18 protein-coding genes are annotated in these 25,042 nt (G+C 64.9%); 3 read left to right on the top strand and 15 right to left on the bottom strand.

The window, feature by feature from the left end; translation table 11 throughout:
- Nucleotides 1–14: 14 nt before the first annotated feature.
- The 8 genes from rseP to rpsB all read right to left on the bottom strand — a co-directional run bounded on the left by rseP (nt 15) and on the right by rpsB (nt 7,989).
- Entirely contained in the window at nt 15–1,403 is a 1,389-nt protein-coding gene (gene rseP / locus R2669_RS19665; protein ID WP_316876178.1) for an RIP metalloprotease RseP, read from the bottom strand.
- A gap of 86 nt (nt 1,404–1,489) precedes the next feature.
- Nucleotides 1,490–2,680 carry a 1-deoxy-D-xylulose-5-phosphate reductoisomerase gene (gene ispC / locus R2669_RS19660; protein WP_316901778.1) on the bottom strand — a complete coding sequence of 397 codons (1,191 nt, stop codon included), beginning with the start codon at nt 2,678–2,680 and terminating at the stop codon, nt 1,490–1,492.
- Nucleotides 2,681–2,691: 11 nt separating this feature from the next.
- Nucleotides 2,692–3,510 (bottom strand): phosphatidate cytidylyltransferase, encoded by an 819-nt coding sequence (locus R2669_RS19655; RefSeq protein WP_316901777.1) that lies wholly within the window; start codon nt 3,508–3,510, stop codon nt 2,692–2,694.
- A 3-nt stretch (nt 3,511–3,513) separates the two neighbouring features.
- Nucleotides 3,514–4,290, bottom strand: coding sequence for a polyprenyl diphosphate synthase (gene uppS, locus R2669_RS19650; RefSeq protein WP_147218392.1), 777 nt, complete (start codon nt 4,288–4,290; stop codon nt 3,514–3,516).
- A gap of 52 nt (nt 4,291–4,342) precedes the next feature.
- A complete protein-coding gene (gene frr / locus R2669_RS19645) occupies nt 4,343–4,903 on the bottom strand; it encodes a ribosome recycling factor (RefSeq protein WP_147218394.1) in 561 nt (186 codons plus the stop codon).
- A 176-nt stretch (nt 4,904–5,079) separates the two neighbouring features.
- Nucleotides 5,080–5,790 carry a UMP kinase gene (gene pyrH / locus R2669_RS19640; protein WP_009238238.1) on the bottom strand — a complete coding sequence of 237 codons (711 nt, stop codon included), beginning with the start codon at nt 5,788–5,790 and terminating at the stop codon, nt 5,080–5,082.
- Between the two features lie 292 nt (nt 5,791–6,082).
- Nucleotides 6,083–6,973 carry a translation elongation factor Ts gene (gene tsf / locus R2669_RS19635; RefSeq protein WP_027677473.1) on the bottom strand — a complete coding sequence of 297 codons (891 nt, stop codon included), beginning with the start codon at nt 6,971–6,973 and terminating at the stop codon, nt 6,083–6,085.
- Between the two features lie 272 nt (nt 6,974–7,245).
- Entirely contained in the window at nt 7,246–7,989 is a 744-nt protein-coding gene (rpsB, locus tag R2669_RS19630; RefSeq protein WP_009238240.1) for a 30S ribosomal protein S2, read from the bottom strand.
- Nucleotides 7,990–8,291: 302 nt separating this feature from the next.
- Between rpsB and map the strand changes: the two genes are divergently transcribed.
- The 3 genes from map to R2669_RS19615 all read left to right on the top strand — a co-directional run bounded on the left by map (nt 8,292) and on the right by R2669_RS19615 (nt 13,742).
- Nucleotides 8,292–9,116: a type I methionyl aminopeptidase gene (gene map, locus R2669_RS19625; protein ID WP_316876181.1), complete on the top strand. Its 825-nt coding sequence runs from the start codon at nt 8,292–8,294 to the stop codon at nt 9,114–9,116.
- Between the two features lie 119 nt (nt 9,117–9,235).
- Nucleotides 9,236–11,824, top strand: coding sequence for a [protein-PII] uridylyltransferase (locus tag R2669_RS19620; protein WP_316901776.1), 2,589 nt, complete (start codon nt 9,236–9,238; stop codon nt 11,822–11,824).
- A complete protein-coding gene (locus tag R2669_RS19615; protein WP_316901775.1) occupies nt 11,808–13,742 on the top strand; it encodes a pseudouridine synthase in 1,935 nt (644 codons plus the stop codon). The genes R2669_RS19620 and R2669_RS19615 overlap by 17 nt, the downstream gene beginning before the upstream one ends.
- A 75-nt stretch (nt 13,743–13,817) precedes the next feature.
- Here R2669_RS19615 and R2669_RS19610 read toward each other — a convergent pair whose 3' ends face one another.
- The 7 genes from R2669_RS19610 to R2669_RS19580 form a co-directional block, all read right to left on the bottom strand.
- Nucleotides 13,818–14,939 (bottom strand): alpha/beta fold hydrolase, encoded by a 1,122-nt coding sequence (locus tag R2669_RS19610; protein ID WP_316901774.1) that lies wholly within the window; start codon nt 14,937–14,939, stop codon nt 13,818–13,820.
- 68 nt (nt 14,940–15,007) lie between these two features.
- A complete protein-coding gene (def, locus tag R2669_RS19605; protein WP_147219019.1) occupies nt 15,008–15,541 on the bottom strand; it encodes a peptide deformylase in 534 nt (177 codons plus the stop codon).
- Entirely contained in the window at nt 15,538–17,979 is a 2,442-nt protein-coding gene (gene ligA, locus R2669_RS19600; protein ID WP_316901773.1) for an NAD-dependent DNA ligase LigA, read from the bottom strand. The genes def and ligA overlap by 4 nt, the downstream gene beginning before the upstream one ends.
- Nucleotides 17,980–17,989: 10 nt before the next feature.
- Nucleotides 17,990–19,204 carry a cell division protein ZipA C-terminal FtsZ-binding domain-containing protein gene (locus R2669_RS19595; protein ID WP_316901772.1) on the bottom strand — a complete coding sequence of 405 codons (1,215 nt, stop codon included), beginning with the start codon at nt 19,202–19,204 and terminating at the stop codon, nt 17,990–17,992.
- Nucleotides 19,205–22,720 (bottom strand): chromosome segregation protein SMC, encoded by a 3,516-nt coding sequence (smc, locus tag R2669_RS19590; protein ID WP_316901771.1) that lies wholly within the window; start codon nt 22,718–22,720, stop codon nt 19,205–19,207. It lies immediately after the preceding gene.
- 249 nt (nt 22,721–22,969) lie between these two features.
- Nucleotides 22,970–24,007 (bottom strand): alpha/beta fold hydrolase, encoded by a 1,038-nt coding sequence (locus R2669_RS19585; RefSeq protein ID WP_316901770.1) that lies wholly within the window; start codon nt 24,005–24,007, stop codon nt 22,970–22,972.
- Between the two features lie 37 nt (nt 24,008–24,044).
- Entirely contained in the window at nt 24,045–24,965 is a 921-nt protein-coding gene (locus tag R2669_RS19580; protein ID WP_316901769.1) for a DMT family transporter, read from the bottom strand.
- Nucleotides 24,966–25,042: the final 77 nt, after the last annotated feature.

Below are 25,042 nucleotides of genomic sequence, written 5' to 3'. Positions count from 1 at the left end.
AATTTGAATACGGTCTAGCCTCGAGTCAAAAACAACCGACTCAAATCGTTGTACAGGGCGAGCGAAGTGAGAAGCAGGATGCAGGCGACGCCGATCTTCTGAAGGACTGCTTGCCAGGATTCCGGCACGGGTCGGCCAGTCAAAAATTCCACGCAATAATACAGCAAATGCCCCCCATCCAATACCGGAACGGGCAATAAGTTCAGCACGCCGAGACTGACGCTGATCAACGCGAGAAAGCTCACAAACGTCTGCCAGCCAAGGCTTGCCGCCTTGCCCGCAAAGTCCGCCACCGTGATCGGCCCGCTCAGGTTCTGCAGCGATGCCTGACCGACGATCATCTTGCCGAGCACCTGCAGCGACAGCACCGAAGTCCGCCAGACCTCGCCCACGGCATGACGCAAGGCGGCGACCGGCTCGTCCCGGATCATCGCCGTTTCCACCTTCTGGTTGAGTTGTGCACCCAGCTTGCCGATCTTCGGGCCTGTCGGGTTCTTGGGATCGGCGTCTGCATCCGGGCGAACGGGCAACGTCATGGGCTGATCATTGCGCAGGATATCGATCGACGCGTTTTGCTCGGGCATGGCGCGGATCTGGCGGATGAGGTCCATCGCCTGATCGGCCGGCTGACCCGCGAAGCGCACGATCTGGTCACCCGCCCGCAACCCCGCGCGTGCCGCGGCACTGCCCGGCAGGACGTCGACGATGGTGACGGGGCCGCCGAGCAGGCGCAAACCGATCTGGTCAATCACGTCGGCCTGCGGCGTACGGGCAGCGCTCGGCAAGCCCTGCAGGCGGACGGTACGTTCGACTCCATCGGTGCCGCGCACTTGCACAAGCGCGTCGCGCCCGGCGATGCCAGCCGAGTACAAACGCATGCGGACATCGCTCCAACTGCGCACGGCGGCCGGCGCTTCGCCGTCCGTGCCGATCGCGATCACGCGGTCCCTTGCGCGCAGGTCGGCCTGCGCGGCGATGCTGCCCGGCGGCGGCGCGCCCAGAATCGGCACCGGCTCGATCGCACCCACCCATGCCAGCACTGCATAGAGCGCAATGGCCAGCAGGAAATTGGCGATCGGGCCCGCAGCGACGATGGCGAATCGCTTGTAAACCGGCTGGTGGTCGAACGTGCGCGGGAGATCTTCCGGGAGGATGGGCGGGTCTTTCTCCGGGTCTCGCGAGCCCTCGCCGAGCATCTTGACGTAGCCGCCCAGCGGAATGGCGCAGATGGTCCATTCGGTGTGGTCGGGCCCACGGCCGACACGGCGGAACAGCACCTTGCCGAAGCCAACGGAAAACCGGAGCACCTTGACGCCGCACAGGCGCGCGACGCTGTAGTGGCCCAGTTCGTGAATGACGATCAGTACCGCGATCGCAAAGACAAACGCTAAAACGGTCTGCAAAACCTTCTCCGGATGCACTGAAGGGCACGCGCGGGGCTGGCCCGCGCGAAGCCGCTATGTTACCCGCTTGCTCTGACGGGGCGCTTTCACGCGGCCGGCAGTTGCGCGCATACGGTCGCGATATAGCGCTCGGCCTGCTGACGCGCTTGGGCGTCGGCAGCAAAAACGGTGTCGAGCGAGTCGGCGGGCACGACAGACGTGCGGGCGAGCGTGTCGCCCACCACGGCAGCGATCTCGGTGAACCGGATGCGGCGCTGTAAAAATGCTTCGACAGCCACCTCGTTGGCCGCATTCAGCGCAGCAGGTGCCGTACCACCGGCGCGCAGCGCGTCGAAGGCCAGCGCCAGGCACGGGAAGCGGCGTAGATCTGGCGCCTCGAACGTCAGTGCGCCCGTGGTGACGAGATCGAGCAGCGGAACGCCAGCTTCAATGCGGTCGGGATAGGCCAAGCCGTAGGCAATCGGCGTGCGCATGTCTGGGTTGCCGAGCTGCGCCAGCACCGAGCCATCGTCGTAGCCAACCATCGAATGGATGACACTCTGCGGGTGGATCAGGACTTCGAGATGCTCGACCGGCACGCCGAACAGCCAGTACGCCTCGATCACCTCCAGCCCCTTGTTCATCATGGTGGCGGAATCGACCGAAATCTTCCGCCCCATCACCCAGTTCGGATGCGCGCAAGCCTGATCTGGCGTGACGTCCGCAAGGGACTCCACGGCGCGCGTGCGGAACGGACCACCTGATGCCGTCAGGACGATGCGCGATACACCGCGTCCGAACTGCGGAACTTGCTGGGGCAAGCATTGGAAGATGGCGTTGTGCTCGCTGTCGATCGGGAGCACGGTGGCGCCATGCTGACGCACCGCGTCCATGAAGAGCGCGCCGGACATGACCAGCGCCTCCTTGTTGGCCAGCAGCACGCGCTTGCCGGCGCGCACAGCCGCGAGTGTCGGGCGCAACCCCGCTGCGCCGACGATGGCCGCCATCACGGCATCGCAGTCGGGGTGGCCCGCAGCCTCTTCCAATGCCTCGCTGCCGAAACGGATGTCGATGCCGGCGGCCTCTGCGCCGAGCTGGTCACGCAATGCATCCACCGCGACCGCCGAACCAAGCACCGCCATCTTCGGGCGAAACTCGCGGCAGAGCACCGCGAGCTTGTCGGCCTGCGCGTTGGCGGTCAGCGCAAAAACGCTGTACTTGTCGGGATGACGGCGCACCACGTCGAGCGTGCTGTCGCCAATGGAGCCGGTGGCGCCAAGAACGGTCAAACGCATCATGTTCAGACGCCTCAGGAAATCAGCAGCGCAGCCAGCGGAAACACCGGCAGCAGCGCGTCGATACGATCGAGCACGCCGCCGTGGCCGGGCAACAGGCGGCTGCTGTCTTTCATGCCGACCTGACGCTTGAGCAGGGATTCAAACAAATCGCCACCCACGCTTGCGGCCACGAGGAAGATGGTCAGCACCAGGGCGACGACGGCGCCGCGCTGGTCAAACTGGTGCGAAAACCACGTCGGCGCAAACCAGTGCGTGACGCCGGCCACGGTGGCAATCACGGCGACCAGCACGGCACCGCCGATCGCGCCTTCCCACGACTTGCCAGGGCTGATGGTCGGTGCAAGCTTACGGCGGCCAATGGCCTTGCCGACAAAATACGCACCCACATCGGCCGCCCACACGAGCAACGCGACCGACAGCAGAAAGGCAACGCCGTGCGTGCGCAATTCAATGGCGCCATGCACAAACGCCGGCAGCATCACCAAGCCCAGCAGCGTAAAAACGATCCTGCGTGTGCCGTGCAGCTCGCGCACGCCCCCAGCCAGCAGCGCCCAGGCGATCACCCAGGCGATGACTGCGCCGTGGAACAGCGGCTGCACATCGCCGCGAACGGGAATGTCGTGCCAGGCGATCGTCAGCATGACGACAACAACGGCATAGAGAATCGGCCCCCACCAGCCCGGCAGGCGGACGAGACGCCCCCACTCCCACGCGGCGAGGGCTGCAAATACCGTCACCAACCCGGCCAGGCCGGCGGGCGGCGCGAAGAACAGAATGGGCAGGATGACAATCAGCAGGCAGACAGCGGTAATGACGCGAGTCAGCAGCATGTGTCAGGCTCCGGCGGATAGCGCGGGGGGAACGTCGGGCTCGAGCTGCGCGCTGGTACGGCCAAAGCGGCGCTCGCGGTTGCGATACCACGCAAAGGCGCGATCGAGTTCTGCTGCATCGAAGTCGGGCCAGTAGCGATCGGTGAAGTAAAGCTCCGAATAGGCAAGCTGCCACAGCAGAAAGTTGCTGATGCGCTGCTCGCCACCGGTGCGGATGAACAGATCCGGCTCCGGCGCGTAGGACAGTGCCATATACGGCGCCAGCATCTCTTCGGTAATGGCCTCAGGCGCAATGCCAGGCTGCGCCGCCAACAAGGCGCGCATGGCTTGCAGGATGTCCCAGCGCCCGCCGTAGTTGGCGAGGATCGTGACCGTCAGACCAGGGTTGGCAGCCGTCTTGGCCTCAGCCTCGCGAATCAAAAGCTGGATGCGCGGGCTGAACGCCGCCAGATCGCCCACCACGCGCAGGCGGATGCCGTTGTCGTGGAGCTTGCCCACTTCGCGACGCAACGCCGTCATGAACAGCTTCATGAGGAAAGTGACTTCCTCGGCCGGACGACGCCAGTTTTCGGAGCTGAAGGCAAACAGGGTGAGGTAACCGACGCCACGGCGTGCCGCTGCTTCAACGGTTGCGCGCACGGCATCGAGGCCGCGGCTGTGCCCGGCCACGCGCGGCAGGTGCCGTTCGGTGGCCCAGCGGCCGTTGCCGTCCATGATGACGGCAACGTGGCGCGGCGTGTCGGCGGTGTCCGGCACCGCCAGTGTGGAACTGATATGCATGAATCGGGCTTCCCGCCACCTGCGCCCAATGCGCCGGCGACGGGAGACGGCCTTACACCGTCATGATTTCCTTGTCTTTCTCGGCGACCAGTTTGTCGATTTCGGCGACGAACTTGTCGGTGAGCTTCTGGACTTCGTCACCACCGCGACGCTCGTCGTCTTCCGAGATGGCCTTGTCCTTCACCAGCTTCTTGAGCTGTTCATTGGCATCGCGACGCAGATTGCGCACGGCAACCTTGGCATCCTCGCCCTCGCCCTTCACGACCTTGGTCAGCTCCTTGCGGCGCTCTTCGGTCAGTGCGGGGGTCGGCACGCGAATGATGTCGCCCATCGTGGCAGGGTTCAGGCCGAGGTCCGCTTCACGGATGGCCTTCTCGACGGCTTGCACCATCTTCTTTTCCCACGGCTGCACGCCGATCGTGCGTGCGTCCACCAGCGTCACATTGGCAACTTGGCTGATCGGCACCATCGAGCCGTAGTAGTCGACTTGCACATGATCGAGCAGACCGGTGTGGGCACGGCCAGTGCGGATCTTGGCCAGATCCGCCTTGAGAGCCTCGATCGACTTCTGCATTTTCTGCTCGGCATTCTTTTTGACATCGGCGACGCTCATACTTCCTCCGAACGATAACGGCGGTCTGCCGAACTTGTGCCCCGGAACACGACACAGGGCACCGGCAAGACCAAAAAGACAATAGACGATTTTACATGGAAGCCGCTCGCCAACGCCATTCAAGCGGGGTCAGCGAACGGTAAAAAAGGCGCCTGCAACGAGGCTAGCCGCTGGCCTTAGACGTGCACCAGCGTGCCTTCGTCTTCACCCAGGATGACGCGCTTGAGCGCGCCGGGCTTCTGGATCGAGAAGACCTTGATCGGCAGCTTCTGGTCGCGGCACAGCGCGAAGGCGGTCGCATCCATCACCTGCAGGTTGCGCGAAATGGCTTCATCGAAAGTGATGGTGGTGTAGCGGGTGGCGCTCGGATCTTTCTTCGGATCGGCGGTGTACACGCCATCGACCTTGGTGGCCTTGAGGACGATCTCGGCGCCGATTTCCGAGCCGCGCAGCGCAGCGGCGGTGTCGGTCGTGAAGAACGGGTTGCCGGTGCCGGCCGCAAAAATCACGATCTTGCCCTCTTCCAACTGGCGAATCGCACGGGGGCGGATGTACGGCTCGACCACCTGGTCAAGGCGCAGCGCCGATTGCACGCGGCCTTCGAGGTTGGCGTGACGCATGGCGTCCTGCAGGGCCAGCGCGTTCATCATGGTGGCCAGCATGCCCATGTAGTCGGCCGTGGCGCGGTCCATGCCGGCCGCGCCGCCCGCGACACCGCGGAAGATGTTGCCGCCGCCGATCACCACTGCTACCTGCACGCCCAGCTTCACGATTTCAGCGATGTCGTTGACCATCCCTTCGATGGTGCTGCGGTTGATGCCGAAGGCATCGTCGCCCATCAGGGCTTCGCCGGAAAGTTTGAGTAGAACGCGCTTATAGGCAGGCATGGAGATCCTCGTGACGATTCCTGGTAGGGGAGACAGGAAAGGGGGAAATGACGCTGCGGAGATGACAACGACGTGCAAAGCGGGGACTTCGCACATCCCGCAACCTTCTTGCGCGGAAGCCGTCGGGAAAATCCCCAACGATGCCCGCGCAAGCAGGCTGCACCTGCAAACAGGGCACCTTTCGGTGCCCTGTCTGTTTGGCATTATACGGCTGCGCCAACGGTGGAAACGCCCCCTGCCGGCCTGCGCCGGAAGGTGAATCGCCGCACCGTTGGAAACGGCCGCTGCAGCATTACGCCTGTTGCTTGGCGGCGGCCACTTGGGCAGCCACTTCAGCAGCGAAGTCGTCTTGCTTCTTCTCGATGCCTTCGCCCACCACGTACAGCGTGAAAGCCTTCACGGTCGTGTTGGCGGCCTTGAGCATCTGCTCAACGGTCTGCTTGTCGTTCTTCACGAACGGCTGGTTCAGCAGCGAGACTTCCTTCAGGTACTTCTGCACGCTGCCTTCCACCATCTTGGCAACGATTTCAGCCGGCTTGCCCGATTCGGCAGCCTTCTGCTCAGCAACGCTGCGCTCCTTGGCAACCAGATCTGCGGGCACGTCGTCAGCCGAGAGCGACACCGGCTTCATGGCGGCAACCTGCATGGCCGCATCCTTGGCCGCAACTTCGTCACCCTCGTACGCCACCATCACGCCGATGCGGGCGCCGTGCAGGTACGACGTCAGCTTGGTGCCGTCGAAACGCTGGAAGCGGCGGATCGTCATGTTTTCGCCGATCTTGCCGATCAGGCCCACGCGCACGTCTTCAACGGTCGGGCCGAAGCCGTCTTGCGACAGCGGCAGCGCGCCGACAGCGGCAACGTCAGCCGGGTTGTTCTTGGCGATCAGTGCAGCCACCGAGTTGGCGAAGGCCAGGAACGAATCGTTCTTCGAGACGAAGTCGGTTTCGCAGTTGATTTCGACCAGCGCGCCGGTCGTGCCTTCCACTGCAGCCGCCACCACGCCTTCAGCGGTAACGCGCGAGGCGGCCTTGCCTGCCTTGTTGCCCAGCTTCACACGCAGGATTTCTTCGGCCTTTTCCAGGTTGCCTTCGGCTTCCGTCAGGGCCTTCTTGCATTCCATCATCGGCGCGTCGGTCTTCGCGCGCAGTTCTGCAACCATGCTTGCGGTAATTGCCGCCATTTCATGCTCCTTGTTTCAGATCGTCGTCCGGTCGCGCGCTGAAAGGTCTTTGCGTCTTCGCTGCACGCCGGCCTGTCGTCCGGTTTCCATCCGGTCGCCCCACGAGATACGACGCGTGTGGGACATCCGCATGACAAATTAAAAAAAAGGGGCGTTTATTACGCGCCCCTGTCTGGCCTTCACCTCGGATGCACCGCCTTCGCAGAACATCACCGATATGGCCTGACGCGCTTCCCGCTCGGCAATGCGGCGGGCGCGCGCCTTCTTGTGTATTAGCCTTCTTGGACTTCGACGAAGTCGTCGCCGCCGCGAGCGGCTTCAACCACTTCCTGGACCGCGTTTGCGCGGCCTTCCAGGATCGCGTCGGCCACGCCGCGCACGTACAGCGCAACAGCCTTGCTCGAGTCGTCGTTACCCGGGATGACGTAGTCGATGCCTTCCGGCGAGTGGTTCGTGTCGACCACGCCGATCACCGGAATACCCAGCTTCGCAGCTTCGGTCACGGCAATCTTGTGGTAGCCAACGTCCACCACGAAGATGGCGTCCGGAATGCCGCCCATGTCCTTGATGCCGCCAATGGACTTCACCAGCTTGTCCATTTCGCGTTCGAACATCAGCGCTTCCTTCTTGCTCATGGTTTCGGTCGCGCCGGCTTCCTTGGCGACTTCCATGTCCTTCAGGCGCTTGATCGAGGTCTTGACCGTCTTGAAGTTGGTCAGCATGCCGCCGAGCCAGCGGCTGTCGACGAACGGCATACCTGCGCGAGCCGCTTCTTCAGCCAGGATCTCACGCGATTGACGCTTCGTGCCGACGAACAGAATGGTGCCCCGGTTGGCTGCCAGCTGGCGCACATACTTCAGTGCGTCCTGGTACATCGGCAGCGTCTTTTCCAGGTTGATGATGTGAATCTTGTTGCGATGGCCGAAGATGTAGGGGGCCATCTTGGGGTTCCAGAAGCGAGTTTGGTGGCCAAAGTGGACACCGGCTTCCAGCATTTCGCGCATGGTCACGGACATGAAATTCTCCAGTCGGGTTAGGTCTAAAGCCGCCTCAGACATTTTTCGCATGCGTTACGAAAAACACCCGCGGTGAAGCGGCTCGCGATTTCAAGCGCCACCGGCCACACGACCGGCAACTGCTTAGCCGGCGATTATAGCGGCAAAAAGCCAATCGACTCAATACCTTCCGAGCATTCGCGGCAAACGGGCCGAGGCTGGCGCGCAGCGCCCGAAAACCCCGGCCGGCGTGCTTTGGTGCGATAATTCATGCTTTAGCCACGACGCGGCGCTTTGCGCTTGCGTGCAGAAAGAGTCACAGCATGGCCGTTACCATTCACACCGCCGAAGACATTGCGCACATGCGCGTGGCCTGCCGGCTTGCGTCGGAAGTCCTGGATTACATCACCCCATTCGTCGTGCCCGGCGTGACCACGGGCAAGCTGGACCAGCTCTGCCACGCTTACATGCGTGACGTGCAAGGCACCGTGCCGGCGCCTCTGAACTATGCCCCGCCGGGCTATCCGCCATTCCCGGCATCGATCTGCACGTCGGTCAACGATGTGATCTGCCACGGCATTCCCGGCGACAAGGTGCTCAAGAGCGGCGACATCGTCAACCTCGACATCACCGTCATCACCAAGGAAGGCTATTACGGCGATACCAGCCGCACCTTCGTTGTGGGCGAAGGGTCGATTCTGGCCAAGCGCCTGACGCAGGTGACGTTCGAATGCATGTGGAAGGGCATTGCCGCAGTGCGCCCGGGGGCCCGCCTCGGCGACATCGGCCACGTGATCCAGCAGCACGCCGAAGCCGCCGGCTACAGCGTGGTGCGCGAATATTGCGGCCACGGCATCGGCAAGAAATTCCACGAAGATCCGCAGATCCTGCATTACGGCCGCCCCGGTACCGGGATGGAGCTGAAGGCCGGCATGATCTTCACGATCGAACCGATGATCAACGCAGGTAAGCGCGACATCCGCACGATGCCCGACCAGTGGACCGTCAAGACGCGCGATCGCAGCCTGTCGGCGCAGTGGGAACACACGCTTCTGGTGACGGAAACCGGCTACGAAGTGCTGACTGTATCGGCATTGACGCCGCCGGCACCCGAATTCGTACACGAAGGCGCGCCGGCCACGGCCTGATCATCGCGGGCGAGCCGCGCCGCCAGCGGCAGCACCGTCACGCTGATCTCGCCCCCACACCGGCTCAACACCAGCAGCGACCGGCTCGTTCCGGTCGCTGTTTCATTCACGCTCCACTCATGCCCTCCGCTGCCGCCGCCCCTGCCGAAGAAGTCCAACCGCGTGACGCCCTGAAAGCTGAGCGCGCGCAGCTGTTCGCGCAGTTCGACCAGCACGCCAATGTTCAGCAGCTCGTGACCAAGCTGGCACGCGCGGTGGACCGTGCGCTGGTGCGGCTCTGGCGGGAAGAGCAGATGCCAGCCGACTGCGCGTTGATTGCCGTGGGCGGCTACGGGCGCGGCGAGCTGTTCCCGTATTCCGACGTCGACATCCTCCTGCTGCTGCCAGGCACCGCCGACAAGGCACTGGAGGCGCGGCTGGAGGCCTTCATCGGCCGCTGCTGGGACATGGGGCTGGACATCGGCTCGTCAGTGCGCACGGTCGACGAGTGCATCAACGAAGCGGCACAGGACGTCACGGTACGCACATCGCTGCTGGAAGCGCGTCTACTGACCGGCGACGAAGGCTTGTACCGCACGTTCGAGACGCACTATCAGGGCCATCTGGACGCGGCCGACTTCTTCCAGTCGAAACTGCTGGAGATGCGTCAGCGGCATGCCAAGTACCAGGACACGCCCTACTCGCTCGAACCGAACTGCAAGGAAAGCCCTGGCGGCCTGCGCGACCTGCAAGTCATTCTGTGGATGACGCGCGCGGCCGGCTTCGGTTCGAGCTGGAACGAGCTGCTTGCCAATGGCCTGCTGACGCGCCGTGAAGCGCAGGAGCTGGCAAGCAATGAGCGCTTGCTCAAAACCGTGCGGGCACGCCTGCACCTGCTGGCGGGGCGCCGGCAAGACGTGCTGGTGTTCGACCTGCAGACGCAACTGGCCGAATCGTTCGGCTACCGCCCGACTACCGCCAAGCGCGCGAGCGAACAGCTCATGCGCCGCTATTACTGGGTCGCCAAGGCCGTCACGCAGCTCAATACCGTGGTGCTGCAGAACATCGAGGCGCGGCTGTTCCCGAGCGAGCTGGGTATCACGCGGCGGATCAACGATCGCTTTGTCGAGCGACAAGGCATGCTCGAGATTGCCGACGCCGATCTCTACCAGCGCGAGCCAACGGCGATCCTGGAAACCTTCCTGCTGTACGAGCAGACGCGCGGCATCAAGGGATTGGCGGCCAGCACGATGCGCGCGCTTTACAACGCCCGGACGTTGATGGACGCCAAATGGCGCAAGGATCCGGCCAATCGCGCGCTGTTCCTGTCGATCCTGCAGCAGCCGCAGGGCATCACGCACGCGCTGCGCCTGATGAACCAGACCAGCGTACTCGGCCGCTACCTGGTCAATTTCCGCCGCATTGTCGGGCAGATGCAGCACGACCTGTTCCACGTCTACACGGTCGATCAGCACATCCTGATGGTGGTGCGCAATATCCGGCGCTTCTCCATCGTCGAGCACACGCACGAGTTCCCGTTCTGCAGCCAGCTCATGGCGAACTTCGACAAGCCGTGGGTGCTGACCGTGGCGGCGCTGTTCCATGACATTGCGAAGGGACGCGGCGGTGACCACTCCGTGCTGGGCATGTCCGACGCACGCCGCTTCTGCAAGGAACACGGCATCGCCAAGGAAGACGCCGACCTGATCGTCTGGCTGGTCGAGCACCACCTGACCATGAGCCAGGTCGCGCAGAAGCAGGACCTCGGCGACCCCGAAGTCATCCGGCATTTCGCCGACCTGGTCGGCACCGAACGTCGGTTGACCGCGCTGTATCTGCTCACCGTTGCCGACATCCGCGGCACCAGCCCCAAAGTCTGGAACGCGTGGAAAGGCAAGCTGCTGGAAGATCTGTATCGCATGACGCTGCGTGTGCTGGGCGGCGCCACCACCGACCCGCACGCGGTGCTCGAAGGCCGCAAGGAAGAAGCGCGCGCGCTGCTGCGCCTGGCCGCACTCGACGACACCGCGCACGAGGCGTTGTGGAAACAGCTCGACGTTGGCGTGTTCCTGCGTCACGACGCGCGCGACATTGCCTGGTTCACGCGGCACTTCTACAACCGCGTCGACACGACAATCCCGATCGTGCGTGCGCGCATTTCGCCGGCGGGCGTTGGCCTGCAGGTGGCGGTGTATTCGCCGGATCGGCCCGATCTTTTTGCGCGCATCTGCGGCTACTTCGAGCGCAAGAGCCTGACGATTCTGGACGCCAAGATCCACACCACCAAACACGGCTACGCGCTCGACACCTTCCAGGTGGCCGACCCCAGCAGCGGCCTGGTGGAGCCCGGCCATTACCGCGACATCATCACGCTCGTCGAACATGAACTGGCCGAGCAGATCTCGCGCGAAACCGCCCTGCCCGAGCCGCCGCGTGGGCGCATCTCGCGCCAGTCGCGCAGCTTCCCGATCAAGCCGCGCGTCGACCTGCGTGCGGACGAGCGCGGCCAGTATTACCTGCTCTCCATTTCTGCGACAGACCGCACCGGTCTGCTCTACGCCATTGCCCGCGTGCTCGCACACCGTCGCGTGTCGGTGCACACCGCGCGCATCAACACGCTTGGTGAGCGCGTGGAAGACATCTTCCTGGTCGACGGCACCCGCCTGACCCAGGACAACAAACTGCAGCTCGAGCTTGAAAGCGAGCTGCTCGATGCGCTCGCCATCTGAGCGCCAGCCTTACCGGTCTAGATTCATGACTACCGATTCCGATGATTTTCCGGGCGACGACGACAAGCGCCGCGCCAGCGACCCGACGCAGCGCGCCACCCGCCCGGGCAAGCGCACCACGCTCGGCGTGCGCCGCGATGACGAAGGCAATGCCGTACGTTCGACCGGCAAGCCGCTGCGCTCGTCCGACCTGAACCGCGAGCGCCAGCCGCTGCGCCCATCGCAACGCCGCCCCAAGCCGGAAGAAGGCACCGGCAAGCCTGCGCGCCCGGCACGCCCGCCCCGCCGCGACGACGATGGCCAGACGCGCGACGCCAAGCCACGCCGCATGCAAGGCGATCGCCCGCCGCAACGCTTTGACGACGAGCGCCCGCCGCGCCGGTTCAACGACGAGCAACGACCGCCCCGCCGCTCTGACGATGAGCGTCCGCCGCGTCGCTTCGAAGATCGCCCGCCCCGCCGGTTCGACGACGAACGTCCTCCGCGACGCTTCGACAACGACCAACGGCCGCCCCGTCGCTCCGATGATGAGCGTCCGCCGCGTCGTTTCGAAGATCGCCCGCCTCGCCGGTTCGACGATGAGCGTCCTCCGCGCCGTTTCGACAACGACCGCCCACCGAGGCGCTTTGACGATGAACGTCCGCCGCGCAGGTTCAGCGACGATCAACGCCCGCCCCGTCGTTTCGATGACGAACGCCCGCGCCGCTACGGCGATGATCAACGCGCACCGCGCCGCGATGGCGACCAACGTCCCCCGCGACGCTTTGATGATGAGCGTCCGCCGCGTCGTTTCGACGATGAGCAACGCCCGCCGCGCCGGTTCGAGGATCGCCCGCCACGCAAGTTCGGCGACGATCAACGGCCGCCCCGTCGTTTCGACGGCGAGCGCCCGCGCCGCTATGGCGACGACCAACGCGCGCCGCGTCGATTCGACGATGAGCAGCGGCCGCCCCGCCGCTATAGCGATGACCGCGCACCGCGTCGTTTCGATGACGAACGCCCTCCGCGCCGTTTTGACAACGACCGTCCGCCGCGCCGCTTCGAAGACCGTCCGGCGCGTCCGCAACGGCCCGAGCGCGAGCGTGAGGAGCGCGCTCCGCGTCATGCCGAGGAGCAGGCACCGCGCCAGGCCGCGCAAACCGAATCGAGCGGACTGGTCCGTCTGTCCAAACGCATGTCCGAACTGGGCCTGTGCTCACGCCGCGAGGCTGATGAATGGATTCCGCGCGGCTGGGTATTGGTGGACGGCGAGCCCGTCACCGAGCTGGGTTCGCGCGTCAAGCCGGATTCGATCATCGAAATCCACCACGCAGCGCGTTCGGAGCAAGGCGAGCGCGTGACCGTGCTGATGCACAAGCCGGTCGGCTACGTGTCTGGCCAGGCAGAAGACGGCTATCAGCCGGCGATTTCGCTGTTCGTGCCGGAAAACCAATGGGAAGGTGACCCCACACGCAAGCGCTTCGCGCCGTGGCAGCGTCGGGCGTTGGCGCCGGCCGGTCGACTGGATATCGATTCCACCGGGCTGCTGGTGTTGACGCAAGACGGCCGCGTGGCACGCCACCTCATCGGCGAGGATTCAACGGTCGAGAAGGAATACCTGGTGCGCGTGGTGTGGCATTCGCCGAACGGCGTGGTCGAGCGCGACATCTCCAAGGTGTTCCCGGAAGAGCTGATGGAAAAGCTGCGCTTTGGCCTGTCGCTCGACGGCGAAGCACTCAAGCCCGCGAAGGTGAGCTGGCAGAACGAAGAGCAGCTGCGCTTCGTGCTGCGTGAAGGCAAGAAGCGCCAGATCCGCCGCATGTGCGAACAGGTGGGACTGGAAGTGGTGGGCCTGAAGCGCATCCGCATGGGCAGCATCGTGCTGGGCGACCTGCCGGTCGGCCAGTGGCGATTCCTGGGGCCGTTCGAGAAGTTCTGAGGCAGCCTCTGCCGCAAAGAAAAAACCGGTCAGCGCGCAATACGCTGACCGGTTTTTTTATGCCTGCCACCTAAGTCAGAGACGCGGAGCCTGACAGGCTGCCCCGGTGGTGTTGGCCGATGCGGGCATGCCAAACACGGCTTGCGCGCCGCAACGCGAGCCGAACATCTTCGCCTGGTCGTGGCCTACGCCCACCACTTCGTGCGCCTGGTGGTTGACGCGCTTGCGCCCCGCCATGTGGTGTTCGTAGCGCCAGTAGTTGCGCGCGCGGTCCAGGCGCGTCGGACCTTCGGCCTCGGCACCGCACAGCTTGTCGAGCACGCGGTGGTTCGGGTCGTTGTCGTTCGTGCCGGCCAGGTAGGTCACGTGGCGCTGCGCATATCGGTTGAACAACTGACGGCCGGTCTTGCCGGCGGCATACGGCACCATGTCGACCATGCCGTATTTGTAGTGGTCGTAGTCCGGGCAGACGCTGGTGCTGTAGCGCGCAAAACCTTTGCCGCGCGGTCGCTCCGGCGTGAAATACAGATACGACGACGGATTGGCGACGACGTAGCGCAGGTCGATGCCGCGCTTGCGGATGGCCTCGTCCACGTTGTTGAGCACGGCGTAGCGCTGCACGATCTGGCCGCCACCCGAATGGCCTGCCACCGTCACGCGCTTGACGTTGGGCGCACGCGCGGGGTCGGTCACGTAGCCGATCAGGTCATCGAGCACCTTGAGCGAACTCAGGTCCGTGTACGGCGCGTTGGTGGCGTTGAAGCCGCCGATCCAACCATCCACCGACCATACCGGCATGCCGTCGAAGCCCTTGCCTTCATCGGGCGTGCCGGGAAAGTTCGGGGCGATCAGCAGGACTTCCTCGGGATTGCGGCCGCTCGCCTGAAGCAGATCGGCCCCAGCGGTGTAGTAGTCGTTGCCGTTGCGCTGCAGGCCGTGCTGCACGAACACGACTTCGCGGATGCCGCGCAGGTCGCCATCAAGCGGATGGTTGGCGTAGACAGGGAAATCGTAGGCCATAGCATCCGCGCCCAGATGCACGCGTTGCCAGACCGGCCCCTGAGGCTTCTGGGCAACCGGTGCGGCCGCCGTCGTTTCGGGCGCCTGCGGCCCCGCGCACGCAGCCAACCCCAGCATCGCCGTCATGGCGACCCCAAGCGCCAGCCCGCGCCAGCCCCTCAAACCATCGCGCTTCATATCGTCTCCGTGGTGGATGAAACACACGCCTACCCGCCCCCGCAGGTCCGACGCTCCCGCAGTCGCGATCAGTCGTCGTGATTGGCGGGCAATTCCGGGAACAGCACTTCGGTAAAGCCGAAGCGGGTGAAATCCTTCACGCGCATGGGGTACAGCACGCCCTGCAGGTGATCGCATTCGTGCTGCACGACGCGGGCGTGGAAGCCCTCGGCAATGCGGTCGATGGCGTGGCCGTGCTGGTCGAAGCCGGTATAGCGCAGGCGTGTATGGCGCGGCACGACGCCACGCAGGCCGGGCACCGAGAGGCAACCCTCCCAGCCGTCTTCCATCTCGTCCGACAGCGGCTCGATGGTGGGGTTGATCAACACGGTCTTCGGCACGGCCGGTGCATCCGGATACCGATCGTTGCGATCGAACCCGAAGATGACGACCTGGAGGTCCACACCGATCTGCGGCGCGGCCAAGCCTGCACCGCGCGCCGCATCCATGGTGTCGAACATGTCTTCGATCAGGGCAGTCAATTCGGGCGTGTGAAAGCGCTCGACCCGCTTGGCCACCCGCAGCAGCCGGCTGTCGCCCATCTTGAGGATGTTTCGGATCATGACTGGTCTCCCGCCGGATTTTTTAACAGCGCGAGCATACCCGCTTCGTCCAGAACCTTCACGTTCAATTCCTGGGCTTTGGCGAGCTTGCTGCCGGCGTCTTCTCCGGCGACAACGAAGTCGGTCTTCTTCGACACCGAACCCGACACCTTGGCGCCGGCCGCTTCCAGCATGGCCTTCGCTTCGTCACGCGTGAGGTTCGGCAAAGTGCCGGTCAACACGACGGTGTTGCCGGCCAGCAGGCCTTCTTCGGCGGCTTCGGCGGGCATGGTGGCGAGCAACTCGTCGCGCAACGCGTCGAGCTTCGTCAATTGCGCGCGATGGTCGTGCGAGGCGAGCCATTCGAGCAGCGACGCAGCCACATCCGCCGGCAGGCCAGCCAACTGCTCGGGTCCCACGCTCGCCAGCTGGGCAAGCGTTGGCGCTGCCACAGCCAGTTGCTTCGCACGCGTGGCCGTCAGCTTGGGCACGCCGAGCGTGGCGTACAGCTCTGCCGGCTCCAGCTTCTCGCGCAGCTTCGCGTTGGGCGCGTGCTCCCCTTGCGGCACAACACCGGCTTCGAGCAGCGCATCCAGCGCCTGCTGATTCTTCGGCTCGGCAAAGAAGTCGGCGATGGCCTCAGCCACCGTGGCGCCCACGTCGGGCAGCGCAAGCAGCAGCGGCGCGGGTGCGCGCCGGATGATGGCCAGGCTGCCGAGCCAGTCCGCGAGTGTCTTGGCGGTCGACTCGCCCACGTGGCGAATGCCCAGCGCAAAAAGGAAGCGCGCCAGCGGCGGCGTCTTGCTGGCCTGGATGCCCTCCAGCAGATTCTCGGCCCACTTGGTGGCGATCTTGCCGGAGGAAACCGTCTCGGGCGTCACGCCATCACGCTCATCCGCGCGGCGCTTCATCTCCAGGAAGTCTTCGAGCTTGAGCTTGTAGAGGTCGGCGATGCCGTGCACGTAATCCAGCTCGACGAGGTTGTCGATGTAACGCTCGCCCAGGCCTTCGATGTCCATCATGCGGCGGCCGGCAAAGTGGCGGATCGCCTCTTTGCGCTGCGCCGAGCAGAACAGACCGCCCGAGCAACGGGCCACCGCCTCGCCCTCTTCGCGCACGACATGCGAGCCGCACACCGGGCACGTCTTCGGCAGTTCGAACGGCGGGTACTTCGGCTGCTGCTTCGGATCGAACAAGTCACTGCCCGGCACGTCGTCCATCGGGCGGCGGTCGAGCACCACGCTCACCACCTCGGGGATCACGTCACCGGCGCGCCGGACGATCACGGTGTCGCCAACGCGAACGTCCTTGCGGCGCACTTCGTCTTCGTTGTGCAGCGTGGCGTTGGTGACCGTCACCCCGCCAACAAACACCGGCACCAGCCGCGCTACCGGCGTGATGGCGCCCGTGCGGCCAACCTGCACGCCGATCGACTCCACCGTGGTCAGCGCTTCCTGCGCCGGATATTTGTGCGCGACCGCCCAGCGCGGCTCACGCGTGCGAAAGCCGAGTTCGCGTTGCAGCGCGAGTGAGTTGACCTTGTAGACCACGCCATCGATGTCGAACGGCAAGCTGTCGCGCTTGGCACCGATGGCGTCATGAAACTCGACCAGCCCGTGTCCGCCCTTCACTGCAGCGCGTTCCGTGCTGACCGGAAAACCAAACGCCTGCAGCGCGTCGAGCATGCCGGAATGCGTATCGGGCATGCCCTTCCAGCCGACCACCTCGCCCAGCCCATAGGCGAAGAACGACAGCGGGCGCTCGGCAGCCATCTTCGGATCGAGCTGGCGCACAGCGCCGGCCGCGGTGTTGCGCGGATTGACGAAGGTCTTGTCGCCGCGCTCGCGCTGGCGTGCGTTGAGCTTTTCGAAGTCGTCACGGCGCATGTAGACCTCGCCACGCACTTCCAGCACGTCGGGCACATGACCATCAAGAGGCGACAGCCCCAGCGGAATCTGGCGGATCGTGCGGATGTTCTGCGTGACGTCTTCGCCCGTGGTGCCGTCGCCGCGCGTGGCCGCCTGCACGAGATAACCGCGCTCGTAGCGCAGGCTGATCGCCAGGCCGTCGAACTTCAGCTCGGCGGCATATTCGACGGGCGGGTCGGTATCGTCGAGGCCCAGCTCGCGGCGTACGCTGGCATCAAAGGCGCGGGCGCCGTTGGCGGTGGTGTCGGTCTCGGTGCGGATCGACAGCATGGGAATGACATGCCTGACCGCCGCAAACTCGGGCAGGACCGCCCCGCCGACGCGCAGTGTGGGCGAGTCGGGCGTCTTCAGCTCGGGATGTTCGGATTCCAGCGCTTCCAGCTCGCGATAGAGCCTGTCGTATTCAGCGTCGGGCACGCTGGGCTGGTCGAGCACGTAGTACTCGTGGGCGTAGCGGTTCAGCTCGGCGCGCAGCCAAGCTGCCCGCGCCTCGGGTGTGGCGCCGGACGCGGGTTCTGCAATCTTGCTCATCGCGGGCTCGTCAGTGGCTGAACAAGCGCACCGCGGTGCTGGAACCGGCCGGGATGCCGCGCGCTTCGAGCTTGTCGTACAGCACCCGCAGATGCTTCTGGATGGCGACGAACGATTGCTCCGTCAGCGGACGCAGGTTGTCATCCACCACCTGTGCGCCCATGCGCTGCGACAGGGTGTAGGCGTATTCGCACACCAGCTTGAAGGGCTTGCTCGCCTCTTCCGCTACCGGCACATCGAGCAACAGCGTGATCTGACGACCCGCCTTGACGGTCAGGTCATCGCGCAGGAAATTGGTGTCGCCAAACTGCAGCGTGAACAGCGCGCGCTGCACGCCATCGGCACCGGCGTGGAAGCGCGTGAAGCGCGTGCCGTCGCGCGAAAGCACCAGTCCGTCCTGCGTGGCCACCGTCTGCACATACGCCGCCGACCACGGCGCCCCGTCGGAGATCACGCTCACGCCCAGTTGCACGTCGCACTCGGCGGCAAACGCGTCGAGTTCGCGCGCGTTGGAAATCGTCTCGTTCATGTCCGGCAGTTCTGGCACGGCATCGGCCGCTTCCGACAGCGGATCGATCGCGCTGATGAATTCCGAGAACTCCAGCGCATTCAGCGGGCCCGTACGGTTGGCCAACTGCACGGCCACTTGCACGTCAAGGTAGCGCTGACCGGCGCGGATGGCTTCCCACGCATTGGCGGCGGGGTTCAAACCTTCTACGTGGATCTGCTTGGTGCCCGCGCGGCGCAGCTTGGCCAGCGACGGCAGCAGGCGGTCGCCCGACACTTCGCGTTCCGGATGCAGCGGCACGATGCAATCGATCAGCGGATCGATCACGCCATTGGCCGGCTCCAGCGAACCCGGCGCAAGCTCGGCAACCTCTTCCGTTTCGGCCGTTTCGAGCGCGGCATCGTCGGCCGAAGGCGTGATTTCAGCGCCGATCACGCCGGCTTCGGTTTCGGCGCTGCCCGTGGCAGGCGTATGCGTCTTCGCCGAGAACCCCGGCTCAAGACGCGGTTCGACGCGGTCGATTTCATCGCGCTCGCCGCCGAGGGCAGGTTCGGCGCGCTCGGTCCAACCTTCGCCGCGGGGCGTCTCGTCGACGGTCGGGTTGTATACCTCGGGGCGGCGCGCCTTGCGGATCTGCCACTGGTTGTAGACAACGATCACCAGCACAAAGACCACGCCTGCGCCCAACAGGGCCATCACCAGGTTGTTGTCCTGCATTTATGCCGCCTCCGCCATGGTCAGCGCGGCATCCATGTCCACCGCCACGATCCGGGACACACCTTGTTCCTGCATGGTCACACCGATGAGCTGTTGCGCCATTTCCATCGCAATCTTGTTGTGAGAAATAAAAACGAATTGGGTCTTGTCGGACATGCGCTTGACCATGTTGGCGTAGCGCTCGGTGTTGGCGTCGTCCAGCGGCGCATCCACCTCATCCAGCAAGCAGAACGGGGCCGGATTGAGCTGGAACATCGCAAACACCAGCGCAATGGCGGTCAGCGCTTTCTCGCCGCCCGACAGCAGGTGAATGGTCGAGTTTTTCTTGCCCGGCGGCTGCGCCATCACCTGCACGCCCGCATCGAGAATCTCTTCGCCCGTCATCATCAGCTTGGCCTGGCCGCCGCCGAACAGCGTCGGGAACAGCTCGCCAAAGTGATAGTTGACCTGGTCGAACGTGCCTTGCAGCAGCGCGCGTGTTTCCTGATCGATCTTGCGGATGGCGTCTTCCAACGTGGTGATGGCGTCGGTCAAATCGGCCGATTGCGCATCGAGGAAGCCCTTGCGCTCGCGCGCCGCCGCCAGTTCGTCGAGCGCGGCCATGTTGACCGGGCCGAGCGCGTTGATGGCGTTGTTGATGCGCGTGACTTCGCCTTGCAGGTACGACGGCTTCAGGTCGCCCGTCAGGCGTTCGGCCAATGCGGTTTCGTCCACGTTGGCAGCGGTGAGCTGCTCAGTGAACTGCTCCTGGTTCAAGCGCGCGGCCTGCTCCTTCAGTTGCAGTTCGGTGATGCGATCGCGCAGCGGTTGCTGGGCGCGCTCGGCGGTCAAGCGTTGCTCGTCGTGCGTGCGCAGTTGCGCGGTCAGCGCATCCAGTTCCATGCGCGCCAGCCCGAGCTTTTCTTCCTTCTCGGCACGGCGCTCCAGCGCTTCCTGCAGTCCGGTATGCGCAGTCTGCTCGTTGATGGTTTCCAGCTCGGCACGCGCGTTTTCCAGCGTCAGCACGATCTGCTGCGCCTGGTCGCTCGCCACCTGGATGTTGCGCTTCAGTTCGGCAATGCGGTTCTGCAGATTGCGCTCGGCAAAGTGCGCCTCTTGTGCGCCGCGCTCCTGATCGCGCAAGGCGTTGCGCGCGTCGCTCAGGCGAACTTCCAGCGCTTCGAACGCCTGCTGGTTATCTTCGAAACGCGCCTGCATGTCGGCGAGCGCCGCGTCGTGCTGCTCGAACGTCGCTTCGGATTCGGCACGGATGGCACGTTGCTCTTCGATCTGCGCGCGAATCTCTTCCAGCTCGCTGTCGATCTGGCCGCTGCGCGCGTTGTAGCGCTCCATCGCCTGCGACAGCTTGAGCACGTCCATCTGCAACACGTGCACGCGGCGCGTGGCCTGCTCGGCGCGAGCCCGCACCTGCGTGAGGTTTTGGCTGGCCTGGCTGTACGCCGCTTCAGCGCGCACGGCGGCGCTTTTGGCTTCGTCCGCCAACAGCATCTGCGCACGCACCTGCTTGCTCAGGTTTTCGATTTCCTGCGCACGCGCCAGCATGCCGGCCTGCTCGGAATCAGGCGCGTACAACTGCACGGACGACCGGCCAATCAGGTGCCCAGCCTGGACGACAAACGTGCCGCCTTCCGGCAGCGTCTGGCGCGCGGCGAGCGCAGCCTGCATGTCGTCGGCGATATAGACGTCGGCCAGCCAGTCTTGCAGCACGGCCCGCATGCCGGGCTCCGTCACTTGCACCAGCGACATCAACGGACGCAACCCGGCCGGCGCCTCCACCGGACGCGCAGCGGGCGGCGGCGCATAGAAGGCGAGCTTGGCGGGCGGCGCGTCGGCCGCAAACGCCTTGATCCAATCGAGGTTCGAGACTTCGAGCGCGCCGAGCTTCTCGCGCAGCACCGCTTCGAGTGCGGGCTCCCAACCCTGCTCGATCTGCAGCTTCTTCCAGAAGCGCGGCAATTCGCTCAGTTCGTGCTTGGCCAGCCACGGCTGGACCTTGCCGTCGGTCTGCACGTTCTCCTGCAGTTGCTTGAGCGCGGCAAGGCGGGCTTCCAGGCTGGCAATCGCGGCGGCTTCCGATTGCACGCGGTCTTGGGCGGCGCGGCGTGCCTCGTCGAGCTGCGGCACCTGCGTCTCGGCGTCTTCCAGCGCGGCTTGCGCTTCGGCCAGCACCTCTTCCTGCTCGGCCAGTTCGGCACGCAGCGTTTCGAGCTGCACGTCGTCCGGCTTGTCGAGCCCGGAGGACTCCTGCGTCAGACGTTCGCGACGCTGCTCAAGCTGCAGCACGGCCTGATCGGCATTGCGCTGGTGCGCGGCTTCGAGCTTGAGCGCCTGTTCCGATTGCAGGATCGCGGCGCGCTGGTCGTTCAGCGCGGTCTGCGCGTCGCGCCACTGCGCTTCCATGGCGGGGAGTTCGTCGGCTTTGCGCGCGACGTCCTCGGCGGCCTGCGCGGCACGCTCCTCGGCCATGGCCAATTCTTCCTCAGCGGCGGCGAGGTCTTCCTGCGCCTGCTCGCCCTGCGTGTGCCACTGCTCCTGCTGCGCGGTCAGCGTGGCGATCTGCTGCTGAATGCGGTTGCGCGATTCCACCACGTAGCGGATCTCGGCTTCCAGGCGGCTGACTTCGGAGTTGGCTTCGTAGAGCGCGCCCTGCGCGGCATGCATCGCATCGGACGACGCGTAATGCGCCACGCGCATCGTTTCCAGTTCGGCCTCGATGTGGCGCAACTGCGCGGTCTGCGCTTCCAGGTCGATCTGTGCCTGTTCGATGGCGCGCTGATGGCGTTCCTGCTCAGCCTGCGCTTCACGCTTGCGGAGCAGCCACAGCAGATGCTGTTTCTCTTCGCCGTCGGCCTGCAGCGCCTGGAAGCGCTGCGCGACCTCGGCCTGGCCCTCGAGCTTTTCGAGGTTGGAGCCGAGTTCGCGCAGGATGTCTTCTACGCGTGTGAGGTTTTCACGCGTGTCGGAGAGGCGGTTTTCGGTTTCGCGGCGGCGCTCTTTGTACTTCGACACGCCCGCGGCTTCTTCCAGGAAGATGCGCATGTCATCAGGCTTGGCCTCGATGATGCGCGAGATCATCCCCTGCCCGATGATGGCGTAGGCGCGCGGCCCGAGGCCCGTGCCCAGGAAGATGTCCTGGATGTCGCGGCGGCGCACCGCCTGGTTGTTGATGAAGTACGACGAGGTGCCGTCGCGGCTGAGCACACGCTTGACCGCCACTTCGGCGTATTGGCTCCACTGGCCGGCGGCGCGGCCTTCCGCGTTGTCGAAGACCAGCTCGACGCTGGCGCGGCCAGCAGGCTTGCGCTGGGTCGAGCCGTTGAAGATGACGTCTTGCATCGATTCGCCGCGGAGTTCTGCGGCGCGTGATTCGCCCAGCACCCAGCGCACGGCGTCGATGATGTTGGATTTACCGCACCCGTTCGGACCGACGATGCCGACAAGCTGGCCCGGAACATGGAAATTGGTCGGATCGACGAAAGACTTGAAGCCTGCGAGCTTGATCGAAGAGAGGCGCACGTTGTGTTCGTCTCGAAGGGATCAGAAAAGGGATAAAGCGGGCGCCCCAGGAGCGCGCCTTTACCGTCACACCAGCGCCGTGCGGCGCGGACTGACAAGGCGCACCCCAGGGGCGCGGATGGCGCCATCATACCATTCGCACCCCAGCCTCCCGCCAACCAAATCGCTACAAAAATGCACGAAATTTGCGGCGCGGGAGGCCAAATTGCTGCGGATTTGTAAGCAGTTTCACCTTTATGACAAACGGCGTCAGTCGGGCCGGCGGGTGCGCGAAGGCTCCGGCGTGGCAAGCCAGTCAAGCAGCGCATGGTGCAGCGCATCAGGATCCTGGATTTGTGGCGCATGGCCTGCATCCGGGAATTCCACTAGCGTCGCGCGCGGGATGGCTTTGGCGGCGGCACGGCCCAGTTCAGGGTAATGCCCCAGCTGCGCCCGTGCTTCGGGCGGCGCCGCGTCCTTGCCGATGGCGGTGGTGTCTTTCTGGCCGATGAGCAGCAGCGTCGGCGGGCGCACCTGGCCGAACTCATAGACGACGGGCTGCGTGTAGATCATGTCGTACAGCAGCGCGGAATTCCACGCCACCAGATCGCGCCCCGGGCCGCGGTACATGCCGGCCAGCATCTGCACCCAGGGTTCGTATTGCGTGCGCCATTGCCCGGCGTAGTACGTGGATTGCTCGTAGGCGCGGATGCGCTCGGCGGTGGTCTGCTTCTCACGCGCAAACCACTGGTCGACCGTCATGGGCGGCACACCCTTGGTCTTCCAGTCTTCCAGGCCGATCGGGTTGATCATCACCAGCCGCGACACCGCGTTCGGATACATCAGCGCGTAGCGCGTCGCCAGCATGCCGCCCGTCGAATGGCCGATCATGATCGCCTGCTCGATCCCGAGCGACGCCAGCAGCGCATGCGTATTGCTCGCCAGTTGCTGGAACGTGTACTGATACGCCCGCGGCTTGCTCGATTTGCAGAAGCCGATCTGGTCCGGGGCGATCACGCGGTAGCCGGCGCCCGTGAGCGCGGCGATGGTGCCTTCCCAGGTGGCCGCGCAGAAGTTCTTGCCGTGCAGCAGCACCGCTACCTGGCCATTGGGCTGCTTGGGCGCGACGTCCAGATACGCCATCTCCAGCGCACTGCCCTGCGACTCGAACTTGAAGAGCTTGACGGGCGCCGGGTAATCGAAGCCTTCCAGGCGCGGGCCATACGCGGGGCCGGTCTCCGCCGGAGCGGCGTGCGCGGCCGTCGACAGCACAAACGTCAGCGCGATGGAAATCGAACGAAGCAACATCGGCAACTCCTTGGTTGGTTGGCGAAACGCCGGCGGCCTACTTGCGCCGCGACAGCCCCGACAGCGCGCCCGCCAGGATGATGCAGGCGCCGCCCACCATCTCCTGGGGGGACAGACGCTCAGCCGTCAGCAGCGCCGACGACACAGCCGCGACCACGATTTCGAACAGCATCAGCAGCGCCGCACGATTGGCCGGCAAGCGTTGCAGGCCGCGCTGCACCATCGCATTGCCGCCGACCAGCACGCAGGCCATGCCCGCCAGCAGCAGCCACGTATTGCTCTGTGAGAAAGCCGCCGGCACCGCGCGCACGCCATCGAGCATCAGCGCAGCCGGAAAGCCCACCAGCGCGCAGCCGGTGAAGACGACCACGGTCCGCATCTCCGGACGCATGGTCGGATGACGCTGCCCCGCCAGGCGTGACAGCACGTTGTTGCACGCAAAAGCGAGCCCCGCAATCAGCCCCGCCCATTCCGCCGCTGAGCCTGGCCATGGCGTGCCGGCTTGGCCCGACCACAGCATCATCACCGCGCCCGACAGCGCCAGCGCGAGCAGCACACCGCCACGCCAGCCCAGCCTCTCGTGCAGCCACAGGCGTGCCAGCAGCGCAGTCCAGACGGGCGTCAGATAGAACAGGAGCAGCACCCGCATGACCGTGCCGTGCACCGTGCCCCAGACAAAGCCCGCGTTGGTGATGCCCGCCGCAATCCCGAGCGCTGGGATCAGCCACGACCATTGAAACGTCGAAAAGTGACGACGCAGCACCACGGCAGCCAGCACAGCCGCAGCCGCGCCCGTCATCGACGATGCCAGCATGCTGCCGAGCCCCCAGCCGGCCAGCAGGCGGTACGGATACCAGGAAATACCCCAGACCGAGGCGCCCAGCAGGATGAAGAGTGCCGCCGCCCATTGCGGCTCGTGGTGAGCGGAAGCGTCCGCCGAGGAGGCTATCGATGTCATCTAAGCAATAAAAAAACGGCGGAAATCCGCCGCATGCAGCATTGTCTTGGGGCGGCCAGCACACGTTGGCCGTATAA

It is taken from the genome of Ralstonia edaphi (assembly GCF_958350185.1).
GTDB classification, from domain to species: Bacteria; Pseudomonadota; Gammaproteobacteria; order Burkholderiales; family Burkholderiaceae; genus Ralstonia; species Ralstonia edaphi.
The sequence above is the reverse complement of the archived record's forward strand: the minus strand, read 5'-3'. Positions and strand labels throughout refer to the sequence as shown.

Excerpts from the sequence above, each read along its gene's own strand:
- R2669_RS19610 (WP_316901774.1), bottom strand. The coding sequence starts at position 14,939 with ATGAAGCGCGATGGTTTGAGGGGCTGGCGCGGGCTGGCGCTTGGGGTC.
- ligA (WP_316901773.1), bottom strand. The coding sequence starts at position 17,979 with ATGAGCAAGATTGCAGAACCCGCGTCCGGCGCCACACCCGAGGCGCGG.
- def (WP_147219019.1), bottom strand. The coding sequence starts at position 15,541 with ATGATCCGAAACATCCTCAAGATGGGCGACAGCCGGCTGCTGCGGGTG.
- frr (WP_147218394.1), bottom strand. The coding sequence starts at position 4,903 with ATGAGCGTCGCCGATGTCAAAAAGAATGCCGAGCAGAAAATGCAGAAG.
- R2669_RS19585 (WP_316901770.1), bottom strand. The coding sequence starts at position 24,007 with ATGTTGCTTCGTTCGATTTCCATCGCGCTGACGTTTGTGCTGTCGACG.
- R2669_RS19615 (WP_316901775.1), top strand. The coding sequence starts at position 11,808 with ATGCGCTCGCCATCTGAGCGCCAGCCTTACCGGTCTAGATTCATGACT.
- map (WP_316876181.1), top strand. The coding sequence starts at position 8,292 with ATGGCCGTTACCATTCACACCGCCGAAGACATTGCGCACATGCGCGTG.
- R2669_RS19580 (WP_316901769.1), bottom strand. The coding sequence starts at position 24,965 with ATGACATCGATAGCCTCCTCGGCGGACGCTTCCGCTCACCACGAGCCG.
- R2669_RS19620 (WP_316901776.1), top strand. The coding sequence starts at position 9,236 with ATGCCCTCCGCTGCCGCCGCCCCTGCCGAAGAAGTCCAACCGCGTGAC.
- pyrH (WP_009238238.1), bottom strand. The coding sequence starts at position 5,790 with ATGCCTGCCTATAAGCGCGTTCTACTCAAACTTTCCGGCGAAGCCCTG.
- ispC (WP_316901778.1), bottom strand. The coding sequence starts at position 2,680 with ATGATGCGTTTGACCGTTCTTGGCGCCACCGGCTCCATTGGCGACAGC.
- rpsB (WP_009238240.1), bottom strand. The coding sequence starts at position 7,989 with ATGTCCGTGACCATGCGCGAAATGCTGGAAGCCGGTGTCCACTTTGGC.
- R2669_RS19595 (WP_316901772.1), bottom strand. The coding sequence starts at position 19,204 with ATGCAGGACAACAACCTGGTGATGGCCCTGTTGGGCGCAGGCGTGGTC.
- R2669_RS19655 (WP_316901777.1), bottom strand. The coding sequence starts at position 3,510 with ATGCTGCTGACTCGCGTCATTACCGCTGTCTGCCTGCTGATTGTCATC.
- uppS (WP_147218392.1), bottom strand. The coding sequence starts at position 4,290 with ATGCATATCAGTTCCACACTGGCGGTGCCGGACACCGCCGACACGCCG.
- tsf (WP_027677473.1), bottom strand. The coding sequence starts at position 6,973 with ATGGCGGCAATTACCGCAAGCATGGTTGCAGAACTGCGCGCGAAGACC.